This window comes from Chryseobacterium sp. GP-SGM7 (genome assembly GCF_049166575.1).
Lineage (GTDB): Bacteria > Bacteroidota > Bacteroidia > Flavobacteriales > Weeksellaceae > Chryseobacterium.
In genome coordinates, this window is record NZ_JBMHFF010000001.1 from 1,177,770 (window position 1) to 1,197,493 (window position 19,724).

Consider the following 19,724-nt stretch of genomic DNA (forward strand, 5'->3'; position numbering starts at 1 on the left):
TTATAAATTGTTTTTTTGTTTAATTATCACTCTCTGAGTGTTATTTTTGAATATTTAACATTTCATATTTTTTCATTTCAGAATAATCTGAAGTAATGACCATTTCGCCCTGTTTCAATCCGGAAACTACTTCATAATACAGAGGATTTTCTCTTCCTAGATTGATGCTTCTTTTCTCAGCTCTTTTGTCTTTTACTATGAAAATCCATTTTCCGTTCGTATCTTTATAGAAATTTCCTTTTGGAATCATCATACTTTGCGTATCGGCAGATAATTTCAGTTTCACACCGAAGGTCATCCCTATTTTCAGATTTTCAATTTTTGCATCAATGAAATTCAGTTCTACAGAAAACTGTCCGTCTTTCACTTCGGGAAGAATTTTGCTGATGATGACCTCATATTCTTTTCCGTTGTTATCTAAACTTCCTTTGATTCCGACTGTTAATTTATTAATATAATATTCATCCACTTTTGCAACCAGTTTATAACCACCCATCAAATCAATTTTTCCAATGCTTTCTCCCGTTTTTAGATTTTGCCCTAATGAAATATTGAAAGACGATAATCTTCCCGAAACAGGCGACATTATGAGGAAATTATTTTTGTTGGAACTAAGGATATTCAGACTTTTTTCCATTTGACTGATAGAGCTATTGATAGCAGAAAATTGAGAATTTCTGGAAACTTTTTCATTTTTGGCTCCATTTTCTACGATTTGTTTTCTGTCTTTTTGATAATTCAAATTCTGAAGTGCAATATCATAATCTGTTTTCTTTCCGATTTCCGCATCGTACAATCTTTTCTGAAGATTAAAACTTTGTAAAGCTGTATTGTAGTCGTTTTGTGATTGCAACAATTCTTTATCTTGGTTAAATTTCTGATTTTTCAGTTCTAAAAGCGAACTTCTCATCTGGCTGATCTGTTGCATAATTCCCGTTTCCTGATTCAGATAATTAAACTCTGTATTTGGATTATAAACTCTCGCAATAGGTTGTCCTTTCGTCAACATTTGCCCATCTTCTGCAAAAATTTCTTTCACCGCTCCACCTTCCAAAACATTCACCAAAGAAGAATTCAGAGATTGTGTCTGTGCCGTTACCATCAGCATATCTTCGAATTTCCCTTTTGTCACTTCATCAATCGTGATATCTTCCGCCTTTACATTATAAGTTTTTTTCTGATTAAGAAAATACCAACCAAAGACTGAAACTGCCAAAACAGAAATAATGATGATTGATATAAATTTTATTTTAGAATTCTTTTTTACTATTTTCGTATCCATGTTTATGATAACTTGTTTATATACAGATTATTACACAATTCAGATACCAGAGATTTATAACTTTATAACACTCTGTAAATGTGATTAAAAAAAAAATTATAATTTTAAAACTGTTCATTATCGGACACTTTTTGTGCGAAAACGAACAATTTTAATTTAATGATGATTAAAAACTATGACTAAAAAAATAAAAAATACAGAAACTTCCGATAATCAAATAGAATTTTCAAACGAAAAACTATTTGTTGATTTATCACAATTGATAGAGCAAAGTCGCCAACAAGTGGCTATGCAAGCCAACAGTACACTTACCATTTTGTTTTGGCAGGTTGGTAAACGTATCAATGACGATGTTCTGCAAAACCAACGCGCAGAATACGGAAAACAAATTTTGCCGACACTGTCGGCAAAATTGGAAAATCTATATGGCAGAAATTTTACCGAAAAAAATATACGAAGAATGGTCAGATTTTCTGAACAATTTCCAGATATTGAAATTGTCGTTCCACTGTCACGACAATTGAGTTGGTCACATTTTATAGAACTCTTCTCATTAAAATCAAATAATGCAAAACAATTCTATGCAGAATTAGCTATTAAGGAAACACTTGGTGTAAGAGAACTCCGCAAACAAATCACCAATAAAGCTTTTGAAAGAACAGAAATTGCTAATCTACAATCATCTCAAAGCGAAAAATTTCCTATCAATACTTTCAAAGACCCATATCTATTAGATTTTCTTGGCTTGCAAAACGATTATTTAGAAAAAGATATTGAAACAGCCGTTCTTCACGAACTGGAAAAATTCATATTGGAATTAGGGAAAGGATTTGCTTTCGTGGAAAGACAAAAAAGAATGATTATCGATGGAGATGATTTTTATCTCGACCTTTTATTTTTTCATCGTTTATTAAAAAGATTGGTTGCCATCGAATTGAAATTAGGGAAATTTCAGGCGAAACATAAAGGTCAGATGGAATTATATCTGAAATGGCTCGATAAAAATGAAAAACAAGAAGAAGAAATGCCAATTGGATTGATACTTTGTGCAGAAAGTAGTAAGGAACAGGTTGAATTATTAGAAATGCATAAAGATGGAATTATGGTTGCGGAATATTGGACCGAATTACCACCCAAAAAAGAACTGGAAAGAAAGTTACATCTGGCTTTAATAGAAGCAAAAGAACGTTTTGAACGCAAGAAATTATTGTAATTTATTAAAAGAAAATGCGAAAAAAAGAAGCTCATATTTTAATTGTTGATGATGACGAGGATATTTTATTTTCGGCAAGAGTCTGGCTTAAAAAGTTTTTTACAGAAGTAAGTTGTCTCAGTCAGCCTAAAAATATTCTGAAATTTTTATCTGAGCAGCAAGTTGATGCCGTTCTTCTGGATATGAATTTCCGAAAAGGTTTTGAGAACGGACAAGATGGATTGTACTGGATGCAGGAAATAAAAACTTTGGAACCACAACTTCCGATTATTCTGATGACTGCTTATGGCGAAGTAGAATTGGCTGTCGAAGCCTTGAAAAACGGAGCTTCCGACTTTATTTTAAAACCTTGGAATAACGAAAAGCTGTATGCTTCTGTGAATCTTGCCGTCGATATTTCCCGAAAGAATAAGAAACTGAATCAATGGGAAAACGTCAGTCTAAAAACCAATCAATACCAACTGGAAACGCAGTCTTTTGCGATGAAAGATGTAATGGAACAAATCACAAGAGTGGCGCCGACAGATGCGAACGTTTTGCTTTTGGGAGAAAACGGAACGGGAAAATATGTTTTGGCAGAATATATTCACGAGCTTTCTGAAAGGAAAAATCAGCCTTTTGTGCATATTGATTTGGGAAGTCTTTCTGAGAATTTGTTTGAAGCTGAATTACTTGGATACAAAAAAGGCGCTTTTACAGATGCGCATCAGGATTACGCCGGAAAAATAGAAAATGCGGAGAATGGAACAGTTTTCCTCGACGAAATCGGCAATCTACCGCTGCATCTCCAAACCAAATTATTGAGTTTGATTCAGAATAGAAAATTATCGAGAATCGGGGAGAGCAAAGAGCGATTATTGGATGTGAGATTTATTTTTGCAACCAACGAAAACCTTAAAAAAGCCGTAGCTGAAAACCGTTTCCGGAAAGATTTATATTACAGAATCAATACGGTTGAATTAAATATTCCAAGATTGAGAGAACGTTTGGAAGATATTCCAACTTTAGCGGATTATTTTTTGGATAAATACAAACAGAAATATCACAAGCCTGATTTGATTTTAAATGATGTTTTAATTTCAGAATTAAATCATTATTCCTGGCCCGGAAATATCCGTGAACTCGACCATTGCATCGAACGAAGCGTGATTCTTTCCAGCGAAAAAAATCTTAAATTGCTGATGCCTCAGGATGAAGAATCCGAAAACACCATCGTGAATCTTAACATTGAAGAAATGGAAGAAATTCTGATTAAAAAAGCGTTGAAAAAACACCGTGGAAATATTTCTTTAGCAGCGGAAGATTTGGGATTATCAAGAGCTGCGTTGTATCGAAGAATGGAAAAATTCGACTTGTGATTGAGTTGTTGGTTGATAGTTTTTGGTTGGTGGATTTTAATATATTTAATTGATGAATTCGAGAAGTTTTGTTTGGGTAATTTTTATTCTGTTGGCAATTGTCTGCGGAATTTTTGCGTTTGATTTTTATTCACAAAACAAATGGATTAATTGTACTTTGTTTTCATTGATAAGTTTGGTTTGTGTTGTTTTGGCGCAGACTTCGGCTTTATCTTACATTCAGAAAACGGAAAAACTGCTTTTGGCTATTCAGAAAAAAGATTTTTCATTGTTCCCGAAAACAGAAGAAAACAGTTTGGTGGATAATGCTGTAAAACTCTATTATCAAAGCAAAGACGAACATCTTTCATTATCATCTTACAAACTTTTGTATGAGGAAATCTTAAATCAACTGGAAATCGGATTGATGATTTTGTCGAAGAAAAATGAAGTTTGGGAAGTTTTTTATGTAAATCCGATTTTTCTGGAAATTCTGGAAATTCCAAAATATAATTTGTGGAATCTTTATGAAAATAAAACCAAGGAATTTTATAAAATCATTGAACAAACCAATTATGAAAACTCGCAGGAATTTTTTGACATTTCGATTAATGAAAATACGAAACAATCGTTTTCACTGAGGACCAAAAAAGTTCAGAATGTGAAAAATCGGTTTTGTATTATCAGTTTAGAATCGGTTCAGAAAATTATCGAACAAAAAGAAAAAGTGGCTTGGAATAATCTGATGAAAGTAATTTCCCACGAACTTCTCAATACTTTGACGCCTGTCAACAGTCTGATTCAAAATCTTGAATATATTGCCAATCAGGAAATTATAGAAAAAGAAGATCAGCAGGATATGAAAGAAAGTCTGATGGTTATCAACTCAAAATCAAAGCAGCTATTGAATTTTGTGGATGATTACCGACAAGTTGCAGAACTTCCGAAACCTGTTTTCAAAGAAATTTCATTAAAGAATATTGTAGAATCTGCACTCAATTTTCTGAAACCGGAATTTGAAAAAAGACATATTAAAATTCTCAATTCATTAGAAAATCAAATCATTGTTGCAGACCAGAAAATGATTGAAAGATGCCTGATAAATCTTTATCTCAATGCCATTTATGCAGTTTCTGATAAGGCTGAAAGAACGATAAAAACTGAAATTAAAACTCAAAATAAACGAATTATTTTAAGCGTGGAAGATAATGGAATCGGAATCTCAAAAGAAATTCAGGATAAAATTTTTCTTCCGTTTTTCACAACAAGAAGCAATGGTTCCGGAATCGGTTTAACGCTGAGCAAAAGTATTATAGAAGCGCATAAAGGTTATCTCAATTATAAACCTTTGGAGCAGGGAAGTCGTTTTGAAATTTGGTTTGTGGAGTAAGATAGTTTAATTTGAAACATTCAATCCAAATTTTAGTATTTCTCTCAAAACATCCAGATTGATATGATCGAGGGTTTTAAATTTAATACAATATCCTGTAACGCTAGCTTTTCCAATGGTATTGCTGTAGTTTTTAGCTAAATAATTTTTGTCTTTAATACCAATAAAGTAAATAGAAATTCCGGTTGTATTGGCGCTGATTCCCAATTGGTAAAATTCCCGGGAACTTCCATCTGCATATTTCAAATTCTGAAATCCGTAGCCAATATTGGGATTGGAAACTATTTTTCCGTCATTATTTTTTCCGTCAAGAAACCATAATTTGCAAAAAGGCATTATCTCAAGAATAATTTTATGTAAATTTTGCAGATCTCTGCTCTTTTGTGAAGTTTGACCAGAAATATATTCTTGAATTTGATATTCTATATTCATAAGATTTTAATTTTTCCCAATAAATTTAATTTTTAAATCTTTGTAATTAAGATATTTTTTAAATTAACGCATTGTTTTATATCCAAAAGTAAAAATTAGTTCAAATACTTTTTTATCTCTTTTTCTAAATTTTATTTTTAAAACAATAATAATATCTATAATCCAACTTACTCAATATTTTTTTGTTCTTTTGCAAATCGTTAATTTAAGTATAACTATGTCGAAGTTTGATGAGATCAGGCCTTTTTATGATCATGAAGTGAATGATGCTTTGCAAAGTATAGCGAGGCATCCGATGATGAAGGTCTTAATGCAGTTTACTTTTCCCGATTCTGAAGAAAATTTTTGGCTTGGTCAGTTTAAAAATATTCATTCTATAAGTGATTTTCAGCATCAGTTTATTTCGCAGACGATTCGTCAGATTTTGAAGCAAAGTTCGGAAGGTTTAACGACATCAGGATTTGAAAAATTAGATAAAAACACAGCTTATTTATTTATTTCCAATCATCGCGATATTGTTTTAGATACTTCGTTGCTGAATCTGGTTTTGCTTGACAAGGGTTTAATTATGACTTCTTCGGCGATAGGAGATAATCTTGTGCAGAAAACATTTCTGCATATTTTAGCAAAATTAAACCGTAATTTTTTGGTTCAGAGAGGTTTGTCAATTCGGGAGCAGCTGAGCAGTTCAAAAATAATGTCTGAATATATTCATGATTTATTGCAAAAAGAAAATCGTTCGGTTTGGATTGCGCAACGTGAAGGTCGTACAAAAGACGGAAATGACGCCACACAACAAGGTGTTTTAAAAATGTTGGCGATGGCTTCAAACACCGAGCCATTGACAGATTTCTTTAAATCACTAAAAATTGTTCCGCTATCAATTTCATACGAATATGATCCTACAGATGCTCTGAAAATGCCGCAGGTATTGGCAAAATCTAAAAATGAAATCTATATAAAAGATGAAAATGAAGATTTTAAAACCATGTTGAGCGGAGTTTTAGGACAAAAAAAGAGAATTCATTTGCACGCAGGTGAAGTTCTGGAAACAGAGTTTGATGAGATAGCCTCAACCACTGAAAATAAAAATAAACAGCTTCAGGCGATTGCCAAAATTATTGACGATTCTATTCTAGAGAACTATAAACTTTGGCCGACAAAATATATTGCTTTTGATTTGTTAAACAATTCAGATCAATATGCTGATCATTATACAGAAGATGAGAAGCAACTGTTTGAGCGACGTCTTGAAATGCGGATTGACAGTTCGGATCCTGTTTTAAAAAATAACTTTTTATCAATGTACGCCAATCCTGTTATTAATAAAAACGGCTGAATTATACAAACAAAACTTTATAGTGTAACGGGAAAACAATTGATTCTTGTCAACGTATTTTGAGTACTAAAAAGTAATCTGGAATTCTTTAAAGGTAAAATTAATTACGGGGCACATCTATCTGCTCCGTTTTTTTATGGAATTTATCTCTGTAATCAATTCCCCAGTTTGCAATTTCATCAATAATTGAGCTTAATGTTTTACCATGCTCAGTGATTTGATATTCAACAGTAATGGGTTTGGTATCGAGAACTGTACGCATAATTAAATGATTCATTTCCAGATCCTGCAATTCTTTTGAAAGCATTTTCGAACCAATTCCGTCAACTTCTCTTACTAAATCCATGAAACGTAACTTATTACCCAACATTAAAGTCCCCAAAATATGGAATTTCCATTTACCGGAAAGAATTTCCATCGTATCTTTTATGGCTAAAATTCTTTTTTTACAAATTAGGTTATTATTAAATTCCGGTTCTTTTTTCATAATTTAATGATCAGTTGAAGGTTTGCAAATTTAAAAAAAATACCTTCAGTATCATAAAGGAAAGTAGTTTCCACAAGGAAACTAGGGGTAGTTTTGTAATAATTGAATTTTAAATTTGCATCGATATTTTAAGTATCAACGACTAGGCATCGTTTAAAAACACAAATGATGAAAAAAAACTTTTCGATTCCCAATAATAAAATAATTTCTTGCAAAATTCTGCAAATTGTGAATCATCATTTTAAAATATCCTCCATTTACAGCTAATTATTTGTATTTTGAGTTTAAAAAGATTGAAAATCCACAAATTCTATTTTAAAATCTTTTTGTTTAAAAAAACAAAGTTGTGAGACTCCCAGAAATAAATTTCTCGAAATCTTCAATGAGATGCAGATTTTGAGAATACATTAATTATTACAACCCCGATGATAATTAAAACAATTCCAAGAATTGCAGGCAAATCCAGCGACTGTTTATAAACAAAATATCCGACTAACGAGATCAGAACAATTCCTACAGCAGACCATATCGCATAAGCAATACCTATCGGAATAACTTTTATTGCATGAGTAAGAAGATAAAACGATGCCGACATCGCAACCAAAAATACGATTGTCTGTAAAGGTTTTGTAAAGCCTTCAGAAGCTTTTAAAAAAGAAGTTGCCACCGACTCGAAAAGTATTGCAAATGCTAAAAATATGTAATTTTTCATAGCTTTAAATTTAATATTTTCTTTTTATTGGAGGGTTTTGTGAACTATTTTTTTTTTGTCTAAAAGTTTACTTTGAAATGTATAAAACAACTATAACTCTAAAATCAGCTGTCATTTTGTCATTCAGGAGGAATCTAAATATTCTGAAATAAAGTAGTTTAGATTCCTATGGAATGAGAAACAAACTTTTAAAACTAAATTATTACCAACTACGGACATTCATAATTAATTTTAATGGCATTATTGTTGCGAATCATGATAAACAAATTTACTAAGTAAGAATTATCCAGAAATACTTGTTCCTTGAAAGATTTAAGATGAATTATATTTCTTTTTCAATTTTATTTTGAATAAATTCTTGTTTAAAAAAGCAAACACTTTAAAGATATGAAATACTTTTTGCGATTATCTGAAAAATTCACCGAAAATTCTCCAGATTAATAATCAATAAATTGTATTATGGTAAATATGATTCAAGTATAACTATTTATCAAATTATTGTAAGTATTTTTGAGGCTAAGTAAATTATAATAAATTATTTATTTTTCGTTGATATGATTTTAATAGTTGATGATAACCAAAACAATCTTTTTTCATTAAAAAAACTTTTAGAATCTAAAGATTTTCAGGTAGACACCGCCGGTTCTGGTGAGGAAGCTTTGGGAAAAGCTTTAAAAAATGAGTATGCTTTAATTATTTTGGATGTTCAGATGCCTGAAATGGATGGCTTTGAAGTGGCCGAAACTCTTGCCGGATATAGCAGAACTAAAGAAATTCCTATCATATTTTTATCGGCTGTAAATACAGAAAAACGATTTATTACAAAAGGTTACGCTTCTGGAGGGAAAGATTATGTTACAAAACCAGTAGATCCCGAAATTCTTCTTTTGAAAGTGAAAACTTTCTATAGTATTCAGGAGCAGAGTGTTGCGATGAGAAAAATGCAGCAAAATCTCGAGCTTGAAGTAAAAGGCAGACGTGAATCTCAGGTTACCATGAAGTCGCAGATTGATCATTTTCATCTGATGCTGGAATCTTTACCCCAAATTGCATTTACTTTAAATGAACAAGGAATTGTAGATTTTGTCAACGGAAAATGGTATGAATATTCTATTTCAGATACCAGTTTTCCCGAAGTTCATCCCGATGATTTAGATATAAAGGAAGAATTTTCACGGTGCAGAAATAAAGGTAAAGCTTTAGAACTTGAAATTCGTATTAAAAACAGAAAAACAGGAGATTTCAGATATCATTTGCTTCGTGTAACACCGGTTCTTGAAGAAAATGTAATTAAAAATTGGGTTGGAACTTTTACAGACATCGATGATCAGAAAAAAGTTGAGAAAGAAAAAGACGAATTTTTAAGTATAGCAAGCCATGAACTGAAAACACCTTTAACGAGCATTAAAGCCTACGTTCAACTTTTGGATCGTAAATTAAAGCTTGATAAACAAAGCGCAGAATCAGGGTTTATGGTAAAAGTTCATGATCAGATTGAAAAGCTTAATACCTTGATTACCGATTTATTGGATGTTTCTAAAATTGAAAACGGTAAACTGAAAATCAATAAAAAACCAACAGATCTGGATCAGCTAATTCAGAATTCTATCGATACAATTCTTCAGACCCATGAAAATAAACAAGTGAAAATTGACCGTCACGGTTTTGTTCCCGATATTTTAATTCCTTTGGATGTCATTCGTATTGAGCAGGTTTTGATTAATTTTTTAACGAATGCTATTAAGTATTCTCCTGAAAATCATCAGGTAATTGTTACCACATTTGTAGACAAAGAAGAGCAGGAAGTAAAAGTAAGTGTTACCGATTTCGGAATTGGTATTCCGGATTTTAAGCAGGAAGCGGTTTTTCATAAATTTTACCGTGTTGAAGAGTCTTCGCTGCAGTTTCAGGGAATGGGGATCGGGCTTTATATCTGTTCGGAGATCATCAAACAACATCACGGAAACATAGGAGTTTCAAGTATCATCGACGAAGGTTCTACATTTTATTTCACTTTACCATTAAACTAATTTTATGCCGAAAAAAATACTTAGAAATCTTCAGTTTGGAGTTGGTCTTTCATTAGCTATTTTAATTGCAAGTTCGGTTGCATCTTACCTGAGTATTCAAAATCAGATGAACCACAGAGAAAGTGTAGGTGTAAGCAGAAGATCAGTTACAGCAGTGAAAGATGTTTTAGTTGCACTTTTAGATGCCGAAACGGGAAATCGTGGTTATCAACTGACGGGAAAAGAAAGCTTTTTGGAGCCTTACAATAGAAGCCTGAATGAATATTCACAAGCAATTGAAAGAGCAAAAAGTTTAAATATAAAAGATGCGCATCAGCAAAAACTTTTAGAAAATTTAGAACAGAATGTTGAAAGTAATATTGCTAACCTGAAGCTGTTTGTAGAAAACCGTAGAAAAGGTATTATAATGACGCAGGAGCAGATTATGCTGAGCAAATCTTATATGGATAAATGCAGGCAGATCGTAAAAGAATTTGCTCAATTTGAAGAGTCTCAACTCGAAGTAAAAAATAAGGATCTCAACAACTCTTCAAATACAACGGTATTATTCATTATTTTTTCGGCACTTTCAGCAATTATAGTCACTGTTTTTTTCTATTTGAAATTAAGATCTGATCTCGTTCGAAGAGAAAAATTAGAAAAAGATTTAAGAGATAAAGACCTTGAAATCAGCAGACGTGTAAGTGCTATTCAAAAGATTGCAAACCGTGTTGCAAACGGAGATTATACCCAGACTTTGGCAGATGACGCACAAGATGACCTAGGTGATCTGGTAGATTCTCTAAATCACATGAAAGATTCTCTTAAAAAATCTTTTGATAAAATAAATAAAAGTGACTGGAGGCAAAAAGGCTTGGCTTTGCTGAATGAATCTCTAATGGGAAATAAATCTGTGAAAGAGGTTTCAGAAAGATCTTTAAATCAGCTGATTGAATATGGAAAATGCATCAACGGATCGATGTATCTTTTTGATGAAGGAACTTTGAAGTTATGCTCAGCTTTTGGTCTGGAAGCCAACATGAAAAAAAGCTTTGAACCTGGAGAAGGAATGATCGGGCAGACTTTTAGCAGTGCAAAACATAAAGTCTATAATGATCTTAAAGAAGAAAGTTTTGTAGCAAGTTTCTCAAGCAGTAAACTGAAATTGAATAGCTTATTATTGATTCCTATCTTCTCAGATGGTCATTGCATTGGTGTTTTAGAATTGGCGGCAATCAGTAATTTTGATCAGGATCGAATTGATTATTTTGTAGAATCTGCCAGAAATATCGGGATTGCATTAAACGCTGCTAAAGGTCGTGAAAAGGAGCAGCAATTATTAGAAGAAACTCAGGCTCAGTCGGAAGAATTGCAGGTTCAACATTCTGAATTGGAAAATCTGAATACAGAATTGGAAGCTCAGACCCAAAAACTTCAGGCTTCTGAAGAAGAACTGAAAGTCCAGCAGGAAGAATTGATGCAGGCAAATGCTGAATTGGAGGAACGTTCAAGGTTATTGGAAGACAAAAACCATTTGATTGCAGAACGAAATAATGAAATTCAGAAAAAGGTTGAAGAATTAGCATTAAGCACAAAATATAAGTCAGAATTTTTGGCGAATATGTCTCATGAATTACGAACTCCTTTAAATTCAATTCTTCTTCTTTCCCGTTTAATGGCAGAAAATCCTGAAGAAAATCTTAATGAAGATCAGGTAGAATCTGCGAAAGTTATTCAGAGCTCAGGAAGCAGTTTATTGACTCTGATTGATGAGATTTTAGATTTAGCGAAGATCGAATCGGGTAAAATGACTCTGGAATATCAGGATGTTGAAATCAATGAAGTTGTAAAAGATTTAAAAAGTCTCTTCAATCCTATATTTTTAGAGAAAAAACTTCAGTTTAACATTAATATTGATAAAGATGTAGAGCCAGTGATTGAGAGCGATCGTTTGCGTGTGGATCAGGTTCTGAGAAATTTACTTTCCAATTCATTGAAATTTACAAAAGAGGGAAGTATTGATTTAAATATTAATAAAGATCCTAAAAATAAAGATTTCATTATTTTCTCAGTAAAAGATACTGGAATCGGAATTGCGGAAGATAAACAGAAAATTATTTTTGAAGCATTCCAGCAAGCCGATGGTTCTACCCGTAGAAAATTTGGTGGAACTGGTTTAGGGCTGTCAATCAGCCGTGAAATTGCAAGACTTTTAGGCGGAGAATTGAGCTTGACAAGTGAAGTCAATAAAGGAAGTGAATTTAGTCTGATAATTCCAATAAAACCTGTTTCAGAAATTGAAAAACCTGAAACAGATCGTCAATTAGTTGATATTATCCGGGAGGAGGTTAAAGAAATTCAAAATATCGTGGATGATGGTGAAACGGAATATTATGAAAATATCGCTGTTCTTGAAATCCCTGAGAATGTAGATGATGATAGAGATCAGATCCATAAAGATGATAAAGTTATTTTGATTATTGAAGATGATACCAATTTTGCTAAAGCTTTGCTGAAATATGCAAGATTACAGGATTACAAAGGTATTGTCGTGGTAAGAGGTGATCACGCCTTGTCTGCAGCTCAGAAATATCATCCACAAGCAATTTTACTGGATGTTCAGCTTCCTGTAAAAGACGGCTGGAAAGTAATGGATGAACTGAAATCTACTCCGGAAACCAAACATATTCCGGTTCACATGATGTCTGCGCTTCATGTGAAGAAAGAAAGTTTAATGAAAGGAGCCGTAGATTTTATCAACAAACCAGTTGCATTGGAACAGATGACGGATGTTTTCAGAAAAATTGAAGAAGCTTTACAGCAAGGTCCAAAAAAGGTATTAATTGTAGAAGAAAATGCGAAACATGCAAGTGCGTTATCTTATTTCCTGAGTAATTTTAATATTTCATTGTCGGTAGAAAATAATGTGGAAGATGTTGTAAATGCTTTAAGTTCAAATCAAAATGAATGTGTGATTCTTGATATTGGTGATTCCCGTGGTAATGAATATCAGATTATTGAGTCGATTAAAAGTTACGAAGGTCTTGAAAATCTACCGATCATTATTTTTACTGAGAGGAATCTGTCTCAGTCTGAAGAACAGAAAATCAAGCAATACGCAGACTCTATTGTGGTAAAAACTGCCCATTCTTATCAAAGAATTCTGGATGAAGTAGGTTTATTTCTGCATTTGGTGGAAGAAAAAAATAATTCTTTAGAAAATGTAAGAACCAAAACTTTAGGTACGTTGACGGAAGTTTTAAGCGGTAAAAAAATCTTAATTACAGATGATGATGCCCGCAATATTTTCTCTTTAACGAAGTCTTTAGAAAAATATAAAGTAGAAGTGGTGGTTGCGATGGACGGAAAAGATGCATTACAGCAAATCAAACAAAATCCTGATATTGATGTTATTTTAATGGATATGATGATGCCCGAAATGGACGGCTACGAAACCATTCGGGAAATACGGAAAATGCCGAAACTGGCAAGACTTCCCGTTATTGCAATCACTGCAAAAGCGATGATTGGTGACCGCCAGAAATGTATTGATGCAGGTGCGTCTGACTATATCTCAAAACCAGTAGATATTGATCAGTTATTATCCTTACTTCGAGTTTGGTTATATGAAAGTTAAACAGCTAAAATTCTGATGAATAAGAAAATTCTAATTGTGGACGATGATCCGCGAAATATATTTGCTTTAAAACTGACTTTAAAAGCAAAAGGCTATCAGATTGAAAGCTCAACAATGGCTTTGGAAGCAATCGATATGCTGAAAAACGAACAAAACTTTGCAGCTGTTTTGATGGATATGATGATGCCCGAAATGGACGGTTATGAAGCCATAAAAATTATTAGAAATACTCCTTTAATAAATGAAATTCCGATAATTGCAGTCACAGCACAGGCAATGCCGGAAGATCGCCAGAAATGTCTTGACGCGGGAGCGCAGGATTATGTTTCAAAACCGATTAATGTAGATATATTATTAACTGCTCTGGAAAATCTTTCATAAATGCTGGAACCAAGTATCGTAAAAGATGAAGAAATAGAATATCTTATTAAAGATGTTTACGATCTGTACGGATACGATTTTTCCGAGTACAGCAGAGCTTCTTTTAAACGGAGAGTAAACCGTATCTGTCTGATCGACAGGTTTACGAGCTTTGCAGAGTTGCGTTATACTTTAATCAACGATCCGGAATATTTAAAGCGTTTTGTAGAAGAAGTAACGGTGAATGTTACAGAAATGTTCCGGGATCCTTATTTTTTCAAAGCTTTAAGGGAAAAGATTTTACCGCAGTTGGGAACCTATCCCTTAATCAGAATTTGGGTTGCAGGTTGCTCTACAGGTGAAGAAGCATATTCTATGGCTATTTTGCTGAAAGAAGCCAATTTGTATCATAAATGTTTAATTTACGGAACAGACCTTAATCCTTCAGTTTTAGAAACTGCAAGATCAGGCGTTTTTCCCCTGCAGCAAATGAAATTATATTCTGAAAATTATATGCTTTCCGGAGGGAAAAAAGATTTTTCAGATTATTATACTGCCAATTACGACAGTGCAAAATTTGATAAAAGTCTTCAGGAAAAACTGATCTTGTCGACGCATAATCTGGTTTCAGATCGTTCGTTCAATAGTTTTCAATTGATAATTTGCCGAAATGTTTTGATTTACTTTGATCGTGGTTTACAGGAAAGGGTTTTTAAGCTTTTTGATAGTAGTTTAGAAAATTTGGGATTTTTGGCTTTAGGTGCAAAAGAAACCATTAGATTTTCTAAATTAGATAAAAATTATCATCAGATCGAAGATCAGCGGATCTGGAAAAAAGTAGATCACAACTAATGTTTTTTTAATCATGCACACAGAAAACTCAAATACTGAACTGGTAGTAATTGGAGGATCTGCAGGAAGTCTGCAGGTTATTCTGGAGATGATTAAAAATTTAAACGAAAATTTAAACTTTTCAATTGTACTTGTTCTTCATAGAAAAGCACACTCAAACAATATCTTACAGACCTTACTTCAACAGTTTATTGCAACTGAAGTAGTAGAGATTGACGACAAGTGCGAAATTGAAAAAAATAAGATTTACATCGTTCCGGCTGATTATCATTTGTTGTTCGAAGATAAAAAAACAATGTCTCTAGACAGTTCAGAGAAGATGAATTATTCACGGCCGTCGATTGATGTTACATTTAAGTCTGCAGCTGAAGTTTTCGGAAAAACTTTGGTAGGTATTTTGCTTTCAGGAGCAAATGCAGACGGAGTAGAAGGTTTATTATATATAAAAAAAAACAATGGCAAAGTCTGGATTCAGGATCCTGATACAGCTGAAGTCAATTATATGCCGAAACATGCGGTAAAAGAAGTGAGATACGATTTGCTGATTAAACCAGGTAATTTAGCAGATCATATCAATCAATTATAAATATTAAAAAAATTAAAAACTTAAATTAAAGTTAATTATATGAGTAAAAAGAAAATTTTGATTTTTGATGATGATAAAGCAATTTTGGAAGTTATTACAATTATTTTTGAAGAAAATGGTTATCAGGTCGAAATTTCAGAAACATCTCATGATATTATTGAAAAAGTTTCACAGTTTAAGCCCGATGTAATTCTTATGGATAACTGGATTCCGAAAATTGGTGGGGTAGAAGCGACTAAGCTTTTAAAAAATCATGATGAATTTAGTACAATTCCGGTGATTTATGTTACGGCAAATAATGATATTGTGGCTTTGGCAAGAGAAGCTCAGGCTGATGATTTTGTTGCAAAGCCTTTTAATCTTGATGATTTGGAGGAAAAAGTTGCAAAATATATCAATATATAGCAGCGAATTTTTAATTGAATAATAGTCCCTTTCAATGATTTCTGAAAGGGATTTTAGTTTTTCATACAATATCTCTCATGTGTTTCTGCTCTGATGTTGTCACCATTCTGGGTTGCTCTTCATTATTAATATCACTGATTAAAGCTGATAAAAATTCTTTAATTTCAGGTTGTGATAAAATTTTGTCAGAAAAAGTAGGTGCAACAATTGTTTTTCCAGACACTATATTTTCGGTAAATATATATTCATCTTTCAGATCAAGATCAATATTGAACTGTTTTTTTAGGTTTAATGATAAATAATATTCTAATAAATCTTTATTTTGTTTCACACTTTCCATCTTGGGATGTTTTCTTTTCTTAGTGAAGTAATTTCTATGCCATAAATAGAATTTCTAATTTTTTTTTAAGTTTAATTCAAATTTTAAAAAAAAAGGCGGATAATAAAAATGTTTATTATCCGTCACAATTAAAAAAAGCTGTGTTTATTTTCCGCCACCGCTGTCTTTTTCAACGTCGGTTTTGGTATTTTCTTTTACTTTCTGGTTTCCGAATCGTTTTACAAATGTTAAAGAAAATCCGTACCAGTCAGATTTTGTTGAATTTCTGAAGGTTCCGATTTGGCTGTAAGAGGTTGCATCAAAATTTGGTCTCTGAAAGATATTCATTAGCTGTAAACTTACTTCCATCTGTGTTTTAGGGAAAATTTTGGTTGCCGAAATATTATGAAAAACATTGGTTTTATTGGCATAAGAATTTCCGTTATTCTGATTGGAAATTTCTACCCACGCGCTCAAATTGATGTTTTTATTGAAAAGATTGGTATACGTTAAATTACTTGATCCTGCCCAAAAACTTATATAATCTGCTCCTTTAAGATCATTTCTTGCATTAAAATCGCTGTTATCGATATAGTTATATCCAAAACTTAGATTGACACTTAATTTATTCTTCAGGAAAGATTGGTTGGTGTTTGCATAAAGGTAATATTTGTGCACATTTCCTGTAAAGTTACTTTCCTGAGAAATGGTTTTATTGTCTTTCGGAGTTGCTCCTGTTTGTACTACATAATCTGTCCAGTAATCCTGGTTGGTGAAACTGTATCTTGCCGAAAGAAAGTACTTTTTCATAAATCCGAATTTCATGTAAATACGATCACTTGGGTTAGGATTTAATTCCATATTTCCTCGGGTGTACAATCCGTCGTTTCTCGGTAATAAGAACGGGTTAAACTCAGAATACCAAGGTCTCCAAAGATTTCTGGTGTAGGTTAAACTTAAATCATATTTGTCTGTGAAAGAATATTTTAGTAATAAATTGGGTAAGAAACTTCCGTAAGAATCTTTCCTTGAAGCTCCTGCGATGTCCTGACTCATCCTGTAATCAATATATTCATATCGGATACCGACTCTGGTCTCTAGTTTTTTGAAAAAAGTTTTGGTAAAATTAGCATATAAAGAACTAATATTATCTTTATATCTGAAGGTGTCATTTCTGCTCAAACCTTCCGGTAAAATACCATATAACGAGTTGGGCACTGCGTTATTGTGAAAATCTATTTTACCGCCGACTTCAAAAGTTCCTCCCGATTTTCCTAAAGGTTGTGTATAATCAACTTTCAGGTAATAATTTCGGTTTTCAAGATCTGTTAAAACCCCGATTTGGTCCACAGAAGTTGCTCCTGCATTGGTTACTGTGTTTTTAAGATAATAACTGTTGTCATTTTCGGCATCGTAATTTGTACCTAAATTAACATCTAAAATTCTGTTTTTTTCTTTGTCATAATATTTATAAAACACATTCGTTCCAAAGGTGGGATTTGATGATGATGACGTCTGATTTTGAAAATATGAACGGTTTAAATTGTCATTTTCAAAAATCTGAGCATTGGTTTCAGAGCTGTTGCTTCTTATTCCTTTATAAAATTCGAGAATGGCGCCGACGCTGTTTTTATCATTAAGTTCGTACTCAGAAGTTGACGAAATAGACGGATTTTTACCTTTGTAGATGATGTCGTTATCAATTTTGGTCACTTCATTGTTTGCATATAAAGTATTAAGTAAAGAGTTTTTCTGAACAAAAGTATTGTCGCTGTAACTTCCGATAAGTGTTTGTGTGAATTTTTTCTTGTGATAATTCAAATTAAAATTAGTATACTGTGAGTTTTTCGTATTCTGTCGGTTATTTAAAGTGATACTGCCTTTCATCCCTTCATCATCCCGTTTTTTCAGAACAATATTAATCACAGAACCTGAAGCTTCATACCGGGAAGACGGGCTCGTAATAACCTCGATTTTCATCAGATTATCCGCAGGAATAGTCTGCAGATATTCTTTTAATTCCTTCCCTGTAAAAACAGATTTTCTATCATTGATGTAAACCGTTACCGATTCTCCTTCGGCTTTCAAAGCGTCATTATTATCGATGCTTACCAATGGAGTCATTCGTAAAATATCCCAGGTTGTGTTTCCTGCAAGAATTGAACTGTTGGAAACATTAAAAACAGTACGGTCTACTTTAGATTCTACAGTGGGTTTTCTGTAGGTCATTGTTACTGCTTCAATCTTTTCTTCTTTAGAGTTTACAGTATCTTTTTTTTGTTGTGCAAAAGCCAGAGTTCCTACTAATAAAGCGATTGGTGCTAAAATTTTTTTCATTAAGGTTATTAATTGTAACTATAAGACACATGAATGGGAATATTTGTTACATCAGATAACTGTTAAATTCTGTTAATATGGAAATTGTTTTTGAAACAGCTTTAAAATCAATAAAATAAAAATATGAATGTCCGTAATTGGTAATAATTTAGTTTTAAAAATAAAAAAGCTATTTCGTTGTGATGAAATAGCTTTTACTAAATTTTTTAGTTTTTTTATTGAATAACAACGCTTTTCTTTCTCACAGTATGTGCTGAAAAATATCCCAAAGCTCCGTTACTGATATTGCTTGGCGGATTTGCGGGAGTAATTCCTCCACCGGGACCACCTCCTGAAAGTTGTAGCAGAGCGGAGTAAAAGGTATAAACATTCTGGTCAATACACTGCATTTCTACGTGAATGGTATCTCCAACAGTTACTTTTATATCATCTGAATCTTCACCATCATCGTTTGGCAAAATCAAGGGTCTTTGATTGGGCATTCCATTATTCACATTATCAGAAAATTCGGAAAAAAATTTCTTAGAATAATTGTTAACTGTATAACTGAAAAGATAGCGATTCCCTAAAGCTGGCGGATCTGTAAAAACGGGTAAAAGTGTGTAACTTGTTTCACCGCCGACCATAAAAGAATCCTGATCCAGGCCATCGAAAGATACTGCTTCAGGCATTGTACTTGTAGAAATATATTCTTTTCCTTCAGCTTGAATTTTCAAAGTATACGTTCTTCCGGATTGTCCTACAAATGTTGAAGTTTGGTATCTTCCGTTTCCGATATATTGTAGGGTTTCTGTTTGTCCTGTATTATCGCTCAAAATAATTTGTGCATTTTCAATCGCAGGATATTGATTAGTCTGAGTAAAAGCAACCGATTTTGTAATTTTCACATAATATGGTCCAGCCTGATCGGTTACATTTCCTTCAATCACGATTTGTCCGCTTTGGTCTTCCAGATCAAGATCGATTTCTTTTTCGCAAGAATGTAGTAGAAATAAAGAAAATATGATGATTAATATATTTTTCATAA

Annotated in this window: 17 protein-coding genes; 10 read left to right on the forward strand and 7 right to left on the reverse strand. The window is 32.8% G+C overall.

Annotated elements, in window-relative coordinates; genetic code table 11:
* Positions 1-40: 40 nt before the first annotated feature.
* Positions 41-1,282 (reverse strand): efflux RND transporter periplasmic adaptor subunit, encoded by a 1,242-nt coding sequence (locus ACOOWA_RS05185; protein ID WP_421373710.1) that lies wholly within the window; start codon positions 1,280-1,282, stop codon positions 41-43.
* 175 nt (positions 1,283-1,457) lie between these two features.
* On the opposite strand from ACOOWA_RS05185, the gene ACOOWA_RS05190 reads away from it, so the two are divergent.
* Genes ACOOWA_RS05190 through ACOOWA_RS05200 form a run of 3 tightly spaced genes read left to right on the forward strand, consistent with a single transcriptional unit; the run spans position 1,458 to position 5,222 of the window.
* The gene (locus ACOOWA_RS05190; RefSeq protein ID WP_421373711.1) at positions 1,458-2,495 is read left to right on the forward strand and encodes a PDDEXK nuclease domain-containing protein; all 1,038 of its coding nucleotides are present in this window, start codon (positions 1,458-1,460) and stop codon (positions 2,493-2,495) included.
* A gap of 14 nt (positions 2,496-2,509) precedes the next feature.
* A complete protein-coding gene (locus ACOOWA_RS05195; protein ID WP_421373712.1) occupies positions 2,510-3,853 on the forward strand; it encodes a sigma-54-dependent transcriptional regulator in 1,344 nt (447 codons plus the stop codon).
* 52 nt (positions 3,854-3,905) lie between these two features.
* Positions 3,906-5,222: a sensor histidine kinase gene (locus ACOOWA_RS05200; protein ID WP_421373713.1), complete on the forward strand. Its 1,317-nt coding sequence runs from the start codon at positions 3,906-3,908 to the stop codon at positions 5,220-5,222.
* A gap of 6 nt (positions 5,223-5,228) precedes the next feature.
* Here the strand turns inward: ACOOWA_RS05200 and ACOOWA_RS05205 are convergent, their stop codons facing one another.
* A complete protein-coding gene (locus ACOOWA_RS05205; RefSeq protein ID WP_421373714.1) occupies positions 5,229-5,654 on the reverse strand; it encodes a DUF1801 domain-containing protein in 426 nt (141 codons plus the stop codon).
* A 217-nt stretch (positions 5,655-5,871) separates the two neighbouring features.
* On the opposite strand from ACOOWA_RS05205, the gene ACOOWA_RS05210 reads away from it, so the two are divergent.
* Positions 5,872-6,993 carry a 1-acyl-sn-glycerol-3-phosphate acyltransferase gene (locus tag ACOOWA_RS05210; RefSeq protein WP_421373716.1) on the forward strand — a complete coding sequence of 374 codons (1,122 nt, stop codon included), beginning with the start codon at positions 5,872-5,874 and terminating at the stop codon, positions 6,991-6,993.
* Between the two features lie 100 nt (positions 6,994-7,093).
* Here the strand turns inward: ACOOWA_RS05210 and ACOOWA_RS05215 are convergent, their stop codons facing one another.
* Positions 7,094-7,480 carry a winged helix-turn-helix transcriptional regulator gene (locus ACOOWA_RS05215; RefSeq protein WP_421373718.1) on the reverse strand — a complete coding sequence of 129 codons (387 nt, stop codon included), beginning with the start codon at positions 7,478-7,480 and terminating at the stop codon, positions 7,094-7,096.
* 379 nt (positions 7,481-7,859) lie between these two features.
* Positions 7,860-8,192: a DMT family transporter gene (locus ACOOWA_RS05220; protein ID WP_421373720.1), complete on the reverse strand. Its 333-nt coding sequence runs from the start codon at positions 8,190-8,192 to the stop codon at positions 7,860-7,862.
* A gap of 554 nt (positions 8,193-8,746) precedes the next feature.
* Between ACOOWA_RS05220 and ACOOWA_RS05225 the strand changes: the two genes are divergently transcribed.
* From ACOOWA_RS05225 to ACOOWA_RS05250, 6 genes are read left to right on the forward strand one after another with little or no spacing between them, the layout of a single operon-like run.
* Positions 8,747-10,222, forward strand: a complete 1,476-nt coding sequence (locus tag ACOOWA_RS05225) for a response regulator (RefSeq protein WP_421373721.1) — start codon at positions 8,747-8,749, stop codon at positions 10,220-10,222.
* A gap of 4 nt (positions 10,223-10,226) precedes the next feature.
* Positions 10,227-13,838 carry a response regulator gene (locus tag ACOOWA_RS05230; RefSeq protein WP_421373723.1) on the forward strand — a complete coding sequence of 1,204 codons (3,612 nt, stop codon included), beginning with the start codon at positions 10,227-10,229 and terminating at the stop codon, positions 13,836-13,838.
* A 15-nt stretch (positions 13,839-13,853) separates the two neighbouring features.
* Positions 13,854-14,219, forward strand: a complete 366-nt coding sequence (locus ACOOWA_RS05235; RefSeq protein ID WP_421373724.1) for a response regulator — start codon at positions 13,854-13,856, stop codon at positions 14,217-14,219.
* The gene (locus ACOOWA_RS05240) at positions 14,220-15,050 is read left to right on the forward strand and encodes a CheR family methyltransferase (protein WP_421373725.1); all 831 of its coding nucleotides are present in this window, start codon (positions 14,220-14,222) and stop codon (positions 15,048-15,050) included.
* A gap of 13 nt (positions 15,051-15,063) precedes the next feature.
* Positions 15,064-15,636: a chemotaxis protein CheB gene (locus ACOOWA_RS05245; RefSeq protein WP_421373726.1), complete on the forward strand. Its 573-nt coding sequence runs from the start codon at positions 15,064-15,066 to the stop codon at positions 15,634-15,636.
* 39 nt (positions 15,637-15,675) lie between these two features.
* Positions 15,676-16,041 carry a response regulator gene (locus ACOOWA_RS05250; RefSeq protein ID WP_421373727.1) on the forward strand — a complete coding sequence of 122 codons (366 nt, stop codon included), beginning with the start codon at positions 15,676-15,678 and terminating at the stop codon, positions 16,039-16,041.
* 61 nt (positions 16,042-16,102) lie between these two features.
* Here ACOOWA_RS05250 and ACOOWA_RS05255 read toward each other — a convergent pair whose 3' ends face one another.
* From ACOOWA_RS05255 to ACOOWA_RS05265, 3 genes are all read right to left on the reverse strand, one after another.
* Positions 16,103-16,381 (reverse strand): hypothetical protein, encoded by a 279-nt coding sequence (locus tag ACOOWA_RS05255; protein WP_421373728.1) that lies wholly within the window; start codon positions 16,379-16,381, stop codon positions 16,103-16,105.
* Between the two features lie 144 nt (positions 16,382-16,525).
* Positions 16,526-18,697 (reverse strand): outer membrane beta-barrel protein, encoded by a 2,172-nt coding sequence (locus tag ACOOWA_RS05260; RefSeq protein WP_421373730.1) that lies wholly within the window; start codon positions 18,695-18,697, stop codon positions 16,526-16,528.
* Between the two features lie 215 nt (positions 18,698-18,912).
* Entirely contained in the window at positions 18,913-19,722 is an 810-nt protein-coding gene (locus ACOOWA_RS05265; protein ID WP_421373731.1) for a DUF4249 domain-containing protein, read from the reverse strand.
* Positions 19,723-19,724: the final 2 nt, after the last annotated feature.